This window comes from Streptomyces sp. NPDC004561 (assembly GCF_053602155.1).
The window spans coordinates 1-6,381 of sequence record NZ_JBSGDB010000486.1 but is presented as its reverse complement, the minus strand read 5'-3'; the positions used below and the strand labels follow the sequence as shown (position 1 = coordinate 6,381).

The window sequence follows — 6,381 nt, the reverse complement described above, 5'->3', positions numbered from 1 at the left end:
GTTCGGATCGGGCCGGCCGTGAGGAACGGCGCCGGCCTGATCCGAACGACACCCCCTAGAACCGCTGAGTCACTCCGTGCGCAGGCCGTCCGGACGCATCAGTCGCAGCAGGGGCGGCAGGCTGAGCACGGTGACCGTGAGGACCACCGCCGCGCCGGCGCCGCACATGGTCAGCATGCTCGGCCAGTCCACGCCCACCGTCGCGCCCACCATGTACAGCAGCACCGCGCCCAGCGTCAGCCCCACGGCCGAGGCGAGCAGCAGGCCGAGCGCGATGGGGATGGCCGTCTGCCACAGCACCGACATGCTCAGGGTGCGCCGCCGGGTGCCGAAGGCGATCAGCGCCGACAGCAGCTTCCTGCGCTCGCGCAACTGCTCCAGCTGGGAGACCAGCAGGCTCGCGCCGATCAGCACCAGGACGGCGATGGCCCCGACGTACAGACCCGTGCGGATGGAGGTGAACTGCTTGGACTTCTCGGTCGACGACCACATCATCGCGTTGGCCAGGGGGTCGATCCGTGCCGCCGTGTTGCGCACGTACTCCTGCACGTCCGGCGCCGACTCGTCGAGCGACAGATACACCGCACCGCTGAGCTGACCCTTCATCCTGGCGGGCACGGCGGCCGGCGTCATCAGCACGCCGCTCAGCCTGCCCAGGATCGGTCCGTCGATCGCGCTGGCCTGCTTGACCCCGCTCGGCACGGTCCACAGGACGTCCGGGCCCCGGTCCGTCCGGCCGCTCGCCTCCACGTGCAGGGCACGGCCCGGCCGGACGAGCTTGAGCGCGTCGGCGTCCCCGTCGCCGCCCGTGGCCATGAACACGTCCCCGTCGTGGCAGGACGTCAGCCGGGCCACGGCGCGCAGGGAGTCGCAGGTGCCGACGGTCAGGCCGGTCGTGGTGTGCGGGCCGTCGCCGCTCCAGCTCCGGTCGCCGAGATCGCTGCCGCCCAGCGCGGTGACCTTCCGTACCCCCTTGGTCGTGGCGAACTTCTCCGCGGCCGGGGCGAAGGCGACGCCCTGCGACAGGTTGACCTGCATCTGGACACGGCTGGGGTCCTGCCGGGTGACCTTGGTGTAGTCGCCCTGCACGCCCGCGAACAGCATCTGCATCGCGATGGCCCCGGCCACCGCGACCGCGATGCCGTTCACCATCCGGGCCGCCGAGCCGCTGCTCAACTGGAGCCTTCTCACGGCCAGTTGCCAGGCCACCCCGCCGTGCCCGAGCCGGGCCACGACGGACTCGACGACCCAGGGCAGCAGCACGGTCACGCCGACGAGCAGCAGCAGGACGCCGCCGATCACCAGGTACTCGTTGAAGTCGCCGTTGTCGCGGCCCTGTCCGATCATCGGCGCCAGGCACGCCAGCCCGCACAGCGGCAGCAGCAGCCGCCACCACAGCCGGCGGCGCCTGGGCCTGGCCGTACGGACCACACCCAGCGGCTCGATGACCACCCCGCGCAGGGCGAACAGGGTGACCAGCACGGCCGCCGCCGGAACGGCGACCGCGACCAGGGCCGCCAGCGCGGGCGAGGGGTTGAGGTAGCTGGGGAACACACTCACGCCCAGGATCTCGACCGAGCCCGCGAGCTGACGGCCGAGCAGGAAGAACACCGTGCCGAAGACCAGACCGACCAGCGACCCGGCGAGCGCCTCGCCCGCCGCGATCCGCCGGGTCATCCGGCTGTCGGAGCCCACCAGCCGCAGCGCGGCCAGCCTGCGGTCGCGCCGCTCGCCGCCGAACCGCACGGCCGTGGCGATGAACACGGCGACGGGCATCAGCAGCACGACGAAGACGACCACGACCAGCAGCAGCAGGACCGGGTCCAGCCCGTTCGACGAGGACGCCTCCTGCGGATGCCCGAACCGGGAGATACGGGCCGTGCGGGATCCGTCGATGCGCTGCGCCAGGTTCTTCGCGCCGGCGTAGTAGGCGAGTTCCCGCGAGCCGATCAGTCCGGACTCGCCGATCGTGCCGGTGATCCGGTACGGCAGCCGTTCGCGCAGCAGCTTCCCCGCGCCGGAGCCGAGGAGTTCCCTCAGCGCGGGGGAGACCACCATGTCGCCCGGCGCCGGGTACGCGGACAGGCCCGGGGCGACCGGTGCGCGCGGCCCCTCGGGCTCCACCATCCGGCCGCGGACCTCCGCGCCGCGGTACTCCGTGTCGGAGTCCGAGATCAGCAGGGTGTTCGCGGCCTTCGGCCGGTTCGGGCCGTAGGTGTAGTCGAGGCGGGCCGCGTCGCGGTCGTGCCGTACCGCCAGCGCGTTCGGGACGGCGGCCGTCAGCAGCAGCAGCGCCACGCCCAGCCCGACGCCGACCGCCGTCAGCACCACCCGGATCCAGCCCTCGCGCCCGCCGGTGAAGGCGAACCGGACCCCCATCCCCAGGTCCCTGTTCCACTGGCGCGCATTCATATGGCGCGCTCCATGTCCCGGGACTTGCCGTCGCGTACGACGATCTCGCGGTCGGAGTAGGCGGCCACCCGCGCCTCGTGGGTGACCAGCACGACGGCCGCGTTGGTGGAGCGGGCCGCGTCGGTCAGCAGCTCCATCACGCGCTCGCCGTTGAGGGAGTCGAGCGCGCCGGTCGGCTCGTCGGCGAAGAGCACCCGGGGCGCGGTGACCAGTGCCCGAGCCACCGCGACGCGCTGCCCCTGGCCGCCGGAGACCTCGCCGGGCCGCTTGCCCCTGAGGTCGTCCACCTCCAGGCGCTCCATCCAGGTGAGCGCGGCCCGCTCGGCCTCCTTGCGGGAGATGCCGTTCAGCCGCAGCGGCAGGGCCACGTTCTCCACGCAGGTCAGCTCCGGCACGAGCCGGCCGAACTGGAAGACGAACCCGAACTCGCTGCGGCGCAGCGCGCTGCGCGCGGCGTCGCTCAGGCCGGCCAGTTCCCGGCCGTCGTAGGTGATGGAGCCGGAGTCGGGCGGCACGATGCCGGCGAGGCAGTGCAGCAGCGTCGACTTGCCGGAGCCCGAGGGGCCCATGACGGCGACGACCTCGCCGGGGTGGATGGAGAACTCGGCGCCGTCGAGCGCGACCGTGGGGCCGTACGCCTTGCGCAGGTTCTCGGCGGCGAGCAGGGAGCCGGCGGGGGCGGTCACCGGGTCACCTCCGTACGGAGCCGGTCGAGGCGTGCCGCGGCCAGCTCCAGCCAGCGCAGGTCGGCCTCCAGATGGAACAGGGCGTGGTCGCAGATCAGCTGGTCCGCGAGATCGCCCCGGCGCTTGCGGTCGGTCAGGATCCGCATGCTGCGCAGGTGCTCGGCGCGCTGGGCGTCGAGGATGACGGAGGCGTCGCGGTGGGTGAGGAGGGCGAGGACGACCTTGGTGTAGAGGGTCGACTGGAGGTACTCCTCCGGCTTCTCCGGGGTCCCGAGCCAGCGCTCGACGTCGGTGACGCCGGCGTCGGTGATGGCGTACCGCTTGCGCTCGGGGCCGCCGCCGGCCTCGATCCCGTCGACCTCCACGAGACCGTGCTTCAGCAGCCGGGACATCGTGGAGTACACCTGGCCGTAGTGCAGCGGCCGGTCGTGACCGAACTTCTCGTCGAAGGCCCGCTTCAGGTCGTAGCCGTGGCGCGGGCCGGACTCCAGGAGCCCTAGGAGGGTGTGACCGATGGACATGCTCCGCACTCTACACACGGTGTATACGCCGGATGTATACGTGGAGTGCGTAGATCATGGCGGGGGGTAGGGCGGTGCAGGTGGGGGCCGATTGTCACGGTTCTGGAACAGGTGGGGCCCGGCCGAGGCTTGTCGCCGGTGTCACCGCGCATTCCGCTTCTCGTCCGGTTCGGGCTTTCCGGGCCGCTGGAATGCCTCTCGTCATTACGCCTTTGTGAGATCACTTTTCTCCGTCAGGCAACCCGAGACCGGCCAGATTCGTCGGTTCCCTGTGGGGCGGGTGCTGATTCTCACGTCCGTAAAAGAGCGGATCGGACGTCCTTTGTCATATAGACGGGTGTTAGCTTTCGGAGCTGACCACTGAGACGGAAGCGGAGCGAAGGACCCATGGGACGAGCGGAAGAGAGACGAGCGCGACAGCGCAGCGGCCACCGCGCCGCGGCGCCCCAGCGTCGCCGCTCGAAGCCCGCAGCCGGCGCCGGGCCCGACGGCAGACCTCGCAAGGGCTTCATACGCAGGCTGTTCACGTGGAAGAAGATCCTCGGCACGCTGTTCACCGTGTGCCTGCTCGGCGTCGGCGGCTTCGTCGTGCTGTACATGATGGTCGACGTCCCGGAGGGCAACGCCCTCGCCAAGCAGGAGAGCAACGTCTACAAGTACAGCGACGGCACGCTCCTCGCCCGCGTCGGCAAGACCAACCGCGAGAGCGTGGACCTGGCCAAGGTGCCCAAGGACGTGCAGCACACCTTCGTCGCCGCGGAGAACAAGACCTTCTACACGGACTCCGGCATCGACTTCCGGGGCCTGGCCCGCGGTGTGTACAACACCGCGATGGGCCGCGGCGCCCAGGGCGGCTCCACGATCACCCAGCAGTACGTCAAGAACTACTACCTGAACCAGGACCAGACCGTCACCCGCAAACTCAAGGAGATGGTCATCTCCTTGAAGGTCGACCAGAAGAAGACCAAGGACGAGATCCTCGCGGGCTACATCAACACCAGCTACTACGGCCGCGGCGCCTACGGCATCCAGGCCGCCGCCCAGGCCTACTACCGCACCGACGCCCAGAACCTGACGGTCGAGCAGGGCGCGTACCTGGCCGCGCTGCTCCAGGCGCCGAGCCAGTACGACTGGGCGGTGGCGAGCCCCACCGGCAAGCAACTGGTCCAGGCCCGCTGGAACTACGTCCTGGACAACATGGTCAAGCAGCACTGGCTCGACGCCGGCAAGCGGCAGGCCATGAAGTTCCCCGTGCCGAAGGAACCCAAGGGCGCGCCCGGTGAGGAGGGCCAGAAGGGCTATCTGGTCGAACTCGCCAACCAGCAGCTCGAGGACCAGCTGATGGCGCAGGAGGGCATCAGCCGCCAGGACGCGGTGCAGCAGGTGGTCAACCGCGGCTGGACCATCACCCTCAACATCGACAAGAAGAAGCAGTCCGCGCTCGAGAAGGCGATCAAGGGCCGGCTGACCGGCAAGCTCGACCCGAAGACGCGCAAGGTCGACGCCAACGTCCAGGCCGGCGCGGTCTCGGTGGACCCCAGGACCGGCAAGGTCGTCGCGCTGTACGGCGGCACGGACTACTACAAGCACTGGACCAACAACGCCACCCGCCGGGACTACCAGCCCGCCTCCACGTTCAAGCCGGTCATATTCGCCGCCGCGCTGGAGCAGAACGCCACCACGCAGAGCGGCAAGTCGATCAACGCCGACACGGTGTACGACGGCACCAGCGGCCGCCAGGTCGTCGACCACGGCGCCAAGGTCGGGTTCGGCCCGCCGAACGAGGACCACCACGACTACGGGCCCATCACGGTCCAGACCGCCATGGACGCCTCCGTCAACTCCGTCTTCGCGCAGATGGGCGTGGACGTGGGCATGGACAAGGTGATGAGCACGGCCAAGCAACTCGGCATGGACACCGAGGGCATGCAGGCGGTGCCCGCGCAGACGCTCGGCTCCATGGGCGCGAGCCCGCTGGAGATGGCGGGGATCTACGCCACGTTCGACAACCACGGCTACAAGGTCACGCCGTCGATCCTCAAGGGGGCCGAGCAGCGGGACCGCACGGTCGAGATGCCCAACCCGGTCGGCGGGTCCGTGATCAGCCGTACGGCCGCAGACAGTGTGACCTCGGTGCTGACCGGAGTGGTCGACGACGGTACGGCGAAGGACACCGTGGCCGCCAACTCGCTGCGCGACGGCCAGCAGGTGGCGGGCAAGACGGGTACGTCCGACTGCAACCGCTCGGCCTGGTTCACCGGTTACACGCCGGACCTGGTCACCTCGGTCGGCCTGTTCGGCGAGGCGAGCAAGCCGGGCGGCACGGGCTGCGACGGCAGGCCGGTCAGGAAGTGGGACCACGTGTCCCTGACCGGCGCGATGGGCGGCGGCCGTGTCAACGGCGGCGGCCCCCCGGCGGACATCTGGGCCGCGTACACCTTCGGCGTGACCGACAGGGCGCAGTTCGACCTGAACACCACGCAGGGCGCGGCCATCGAGCCGACCCCCACCCCGACGTTCAGCCAGAGCCCGACCCAGACGCCGTCGCAGACGCCGACCAGCAAGGCGCCGACGTCCCGGCCGCCGTCGCAGACGCCCACGCGGACCCCCACCCAGACCCCGACGCAGACACCCACGCAGACCCCGACCCAGACGCCCACCACGACGGCGCCGACGGGGGAGATCACCCCGCAGGACCCGCTCGACCCCGGCGGGCAGTAGGGGACACACGCGAAGGTACGGGCCTGCTGCCCGGTGACGGT

4 protein-coding genes are annotated in these 6,381 nt (G+C 70.6%); 1 reads left to right on the top strand and 3 read right to left on the bottom strand.

What is annotated here, in order from left to right:
* Window positions 1-69 precede the first annotated feature (69 nt).
* The 3 genes from ACWEN3_RS38585 to ACWEN3_RS38575 are packed head-to-tail and all read right to left on the bottom strand — an operon-like array spanning window position 70 to window position 3,619.
* Window positions 70-2,412, bottom strand: coding sequence for an ABC transporter permease (locus tag ACWEN3_RS38585; protein ID WP_452981040.1), 2,343 nt, complete (start codon window positions 2,410-2,412; stop codon window positions 70-72).
* The gene (locus tag ACWEN3_RS38580) at window positions 2,409-3,098 is read right to left on the bottom strand and encodes an ABC transporter ATP-binding protein (RefSeq protein ID WP_452981037.1); all 690 of its coding nucleotides are present in this window, start codon (window positions 3,096-3,098) and stop codon (window positions 2,409-2,411) included. The genes ACWEN3_RS38585 and ACWEN3_RS38580 overlap by 4 nt, the downstream gene beginning before the upstream one ends.
* The gene (locus tag ACWEN3_RS38575; protein WP_452981034.1) at window positions 3,095-3,619 is read right to left on the bottom strand and encodes a PadR family transcriptional regulator; all 525 of its coding nucleotides are present in this window, start codon (window positions 3,617-3,619) and stop codon (window positions 3,095-3,097) included. The genes ACWEN3_RS38580 and ACWEN3_RS38575 overlap by 4 nt, the downstream gene beginning before the upstream one ends.
* Window positions 3,620-4,006: 387 nt before the next feature.
* Between ACWEN3_RS38575 and ACWEN3_RS38570 the strand changes: the two genes are divergently transcribed.
* Window positions 4,007-6,340 (top strand): transglycosylase domain-containing protein, encoded by a 2,334-nt coding sequence (locus ACWEN3_RS38570; protein WP_452981031.1) that lies wholly within the window; start codon window positions 4,007-4,009, stop codon window positions 6,338-6,340.
* The last annotated feature ends 41 nt before the right edge of the window (window positions 6,341-6,381 follow it).

Excerpts from the sequence above, each read along its gene's own strand:
- ACWEN3_RS38575 (WP_452981034.1), bottom strand. The coding sequence starts at position 3,619 with ATGTCCATCGGTCACACCCTCCTAGGGCTCCTGGAGTCCGGCCCGCGC.
- ACWEN3_RS38585 (WP_452981040.1), bottom strand. The coding sequence starts at position 2,412 with ATGAATGCGCGCCAGTGGAACAGGGACCTGGGGATGGGGGTCCGGTTC.
- ACWEN3_RS38570 (WP_452981031.1), top strand. The coding sequence starts at position 4,007 with ATGGGACGAGCGGAAGAGAGACGAGCGCGACAGCGCAGCGGCCACCGC.